The 3,948-nt window shown below is 28.2% G+C and carries 4 protein-coding genes and 1 pseudogene; 3 read left to right on the top strand and 2 right to left on the bottom strand.

The window, feature by feature from the left end:
- Positions 1–127: pseudogene (locus HMPREF2930_RS11135) on the top strand (replication protein); the annotation flags it as partial.
- Positions 128–538: 411 nt separating this feature from the next.
- Here HMPREF2930_RS11135 and HMPREF2930_RS00260 read toward each other — a convergent pair.
- Positions 539–778: a DUF3847 domain-containing protein gene (locus tag HMPREF2930_RS00260; RefSeq protein ID WP_017175391.1), complete on the bottom strand. Its 240-nt coding sequence runs from the start codon at positions 776–778 to the stop codon at positions 539–541.
- Between the two features lie 16 nt (positions 779–794).
- Positions 795–1,064: a hypothetical protein gene (locus HMPREF2930_RS00255; protein WP_017175390.1), complete on the bottom strand. Its 270-nt coding sequence runs from the start codon at positions 1,062–1,064 to the stop codon at positions 795–797.
- Positions 1,065–1,266: 202 nt separating this feature from the next.
- Here HMPREF2930_RS00255 and HMPREF2930_RS00250 point away from each other — a divergent pair, with 202 nt between their 5' ends.
- Together HMPREF2930_RS00250 and HMPREF2930_RS11845 are read left to right on the top strand one after the other, a co-directional pair.
- Positions 1,267–3,189 (top strand): MobA/MobL family protein, encoded by a 1,923-nt coding sequence (locus HMPREF2930_RS00250; RefSeq protein ID WP_017175389.1) that lies wholly within the window; start codon positions 1,267–1,269, stop codon positions 3,187–3,189.
- 273 nt (positions 3,190–3,462) lie between these two features.
- Entirely contained in the window at positions 3,463–3,876 is a 414-nt protein-coding gene (locus tag HMPREF2930_RS11845) for an NINE protein (protein WP_000448282.1), read from the top strand.
- Positions 3,877–3,948: the final 72 nt, after the last annotated feature.

Here is a 3,948-nt window from a genome sequence, read left to right as displayed (position 1 = left end):
AAAAAATGAAACGGTTGAAGCAATGCAAGGGTACTTAATGAAATCTCTTAAATCTGAATTCGCAGAAGTACATACGCTTAATAAACGACGTGATAATTTACCAATCACTTCTTTATTTAATCAATAATACAACTTAATAAGCCAACAATGATTTAATTAGAGAATATCTTTAATTAGATGTTCTCTTAACTGCAGACAAGCTTTATTTTCAATGAAATGTAATTAATGAATTAAGTGGGACTAAAATCAAAAAGTTTTAGTCCCATTTTTATAAATGATTATTATTCATTGTTACTACTATCAGCAATTTTTCCTTTTTAGTCGTATTAGTTATATAACTGATCATCTAAACATTTAATTTTATCCTCTTAATCTAACGTCTTTAGAACACTTTTTAGTTTTTCAATTTCATTTTCTCTTACTTCTGTTTTTGGTTATATAAACATTATAAAACTAATGTTTTTTATACTATCTTCAATAACTTGTCTATTATTCTAATCAAGTGGAATCCCAAGTATTTGTTTGTAAGCACAATAAATTACTTCTTTTTAAATTTATTTGGCTTATTCGTATTAATGTATTTGGAATACATCTTTAACAATTCTTCTGTTTCAGCAGAACTTAAATGCTCACATTCAAAATACTTTTCAAGCATTGCGCCTTTTCGAATCAGTCTATGTGCTCTTTCTTTTCTATCTAAATTTTGTAATCTATGTTTTCTTAATTCTGCTTTTTCAATTTCAACATTTATTTTTTTGAGATTTTTAAAATCATTCATCGTATCACTTACTATTCTAGTTAATTTTGTCTTCTGTTAAATTTTCGTTGTTCTCGTCGATGCTATTCTGTTCGATATCTTTATTAAATTCTTCAATGACTTTATCCATAATTTTATACAATTCATCACTAGAGTTGATCATATTTAAATCAAGTTCATTTAAAAAATAACCACCAATTTTATTAGATAGTTGTTCTTCTTGTTTTTTCTTTTGCTTTTTCAGTTGTTCAATTTGTTGTTCTAATTGACTTAATTTTGTAATATCTGTTTGTTTGATTTTAGACATAAAAAACTCCCTCAGTTTATCTATATAAAGTATATCATAATTCATTGGGTAAGTCGCTCATCCATGGTATAATATAGCCAGTTCTTAAGACACTGCCCATTTACATGCAAATTGAAAATTGGCATAAAAATGGGCAACCATACTGGTTGATCATTATAGTTCCCACAGGGGTAAAAAAACAGAAAAGAGAGGAGGTAAAATCATGAATAAAGGTTACTTTATGTTGAGAGTGACTAACATTAATCGAGCAACAAAAAATATCGTTGCGTCAGCGTCTTATCGTTCTGATGAAGCATTATATAGCGAACGTACAGATGAAAAAATTAAGTTTAGAAATCATACTATTAAGCCTGAAAGCATGATTTTAACTCCTCAACATGCACCCGAATGGACTAAAGATAGACAGCGTTTATGGAATGAAGTTGATAAAGTTGAAAAGAATAATGCGAAAACAAAAAATCCTAGATTAGCAAAAGAAGTCTTATTAAGTTTGCCTAATGATTTTGATAGAGAGGTACAAACTGAATTAACTAAAGATTTTATAAAAAGTGAGTTTGTAGACAAAGGAATGGTTGCTGATATTTCAATTCATAGAGATGATATAAACAACCCACACGCCCATGTTCTACTTACTCAAAGACCGTTTAATGCAGACGGTACTTGGGGGAAAAAGACAAAAACGAGAACGCAATATGATGAAAATGGCAATGCGATTTTAAATAAAAATGGTAATAAAGTTAGAAAACAAGAACGATTTGCCGACTTTGATTTCAAAGAAGTTCGTAAGCATTGGGAATTAAAATTAAATCAATACTCAGAACGTGAACAAAGTTTAAGACGATATGATAGTCGTTCTTTTGAAGCGCAAGGTTTAGAAAAAATTGCCGAAATTCCACTTACAAGAGAAGAATATAGATTAGAACAAAATGAAAGAAAACGCTGTGAAAAAGAGGGTATCGAGTACCAACCCGTTACTTATTACGGACAGAAAAATGAACAAATTAGAAGATATAATCGTGGCGAAGTATCACAATTATTTAGTGATAAAGAGAAAGAACAAGCACAAAATGAAATTAGATTATTTATTCAAAATGCTAACGAACAAGTAAGTAAAAATGAACAAAGTTATTCTATTTTATTTGATAGATATCAACGTGATGTTGGCTATTCAGAGGCGAAAGAAACAATTAAAAATACGTTTGACAGTGCGTCTACCTTTGGTCGTAAAATTCAAAATGATTTACTTAAAAATGAAATTAAGAGACGTCAATTAAAATTCTATGCTAAAAATTATGATGAAAATTATCAGTTTAGAAAAGAAATTGAAAGTAAAGGATATAGTCAACAAGAGTTTGTTAATACTGTTGAAACTAACTATAAAGCGTTACTCAATGAGAAGAATAAATTAGAAAGTAGAGAGGAAAAACGTAAAGAGATTTATCAATCAGCTAAAGATGTTTATCTAACTGAAAGTGAAAAAAATCATCTCATTGTTCAGCAAATGTACCCTAAATCTCATCATCATTTTAGCCATGATGAAAAAGCATTTATTGTTGATGAGGCACAAAAAGGTAATATTATAAAAGCAACTCATGTTCAATACCTGTTCAAACAAAATAACAATATTCCTAATGATGTATTGCTAGAAGATACTTATAAAAAAGCGAGTAAAGATATTTTCTTTAGTCAAAAACATCTTAAAAATTTAGAAAAAGATAGCTTTGAATATAACGTTGAGTTGCCATTTATTAAGGAAAAAGAAAAAGAAATTGATAGTTATAAAGAACATATTGATGATGATTTAAGAATAGATATAGGCGATAAAAACTTTGAAAAAGTCAAAGACCAAACACCTAATGAAAAAGTTCAATTACTCATTAAACTTGAGAAATATAATCATGTCGATCAAGAAGAAGTTATCGAAAAACATATTAATCAAGTAGATAGAAATGATCATGACAATCGTATTGAACATGAAAATGAACAAACTAATCACATTAATTTACCAACGATAAATGCTAGTGACTTTCTTATGTACTATGCGAACGAAACTGAAAAGCAAAACAATATTAATCATCAGAAAAAGAAGAAGAAACAAGAGAGAAATAACCAAATGAGAAGATAGTAAGCAGTTGAAATCATACAAAGTTCATTCTTTAATAATAAGAAACTTAACCCAATGTGGTAAATTAGCTTTGGTTTAAAGAAAACATTTATATACTTAGATAAGGTACATTCTATGTATTATCACAATGTATTTTAAAACGTGTATAATTATAGAAAAACCTTGATATTATGCGATTGTTCACATATTTCAGCATAAAAAATACTAATGTTCATAAATATCGATAGAAAAAATTGAGTTTAAATATATCTTAAAGTTAGGGAGAAAAATAATTTGGAAACAAAAATTGGACATCAAATACAAAAGTTAAGAAAAAGTAAAAACATGTCTCAAGAAAAATTAGCTGAAAAGTTAGGGGTATCGAGACATTCTATTTCTAATTGGGAAAGAGAAGTAAGTAATCCCGACTTAAAAACAATTTTAGAAATCACTAAATTATTTAATGTTTCTCTAAATCAATTAATTAAAGGAGTGGAAATCATGCAAGTTAATAAATATGTTTACTCTGCATTAGCATTTTTTCTAGGAGGTTTCGGGGCTCATAAGTTTTATGTTAAGAAAAATAAAAATGCTCTTCTTTATTTACTATTTTGTTGGACGGGAATACCGGGTGTGATAGGTATGGTAGAAGGTGTTTTAACACTTATGCGTCCGAGCGATAGTGAAAACAATATAGAAATAAATTAAACCAAAAATAAAAAGCCGATGTATCGGATTTTTTTTAGTGTACATGTGAATATTAAAAATGATGGAGTGATT

The organism is Staphylococcus sp. HMSC068C09, assembly GCF_001813735.1.
In the GTDB taxonomy this organism is placed as follows: domain Bacteria; phylum Bacillota; class Bacilli; order Staphylococcales; family Staphylococcaceae; genus Staphylococcus; species Staphylococcus hominis.
This window is presented reverse-complemented; position numbering and strand designations above follow the sequence as displayed.

Coding starts and splice junctions, on each gene's coding strand:
- HMPREF2930_RS00255 (WP_017175390.1), bottom strand. CDS start 1,064: ATGTCTAAAATCAAACAAACAGATATTACAAAATTAAGTCAATTAGAA.
- HMPREF2930_RS00250 (WP_017175389.1), top strand. CDS start 1,267: ATGAATAAAGGTTACTTTATGTTGAGAGTGACTAACATTAATCGAGCA.
- HMPREF2930_RS00260 (WP_017175391.1), bottom strand. CDS start 778: ATGAATGATTTTAAAAATCTCAAAAAAATAAATGTTGAAATTGAAAAA.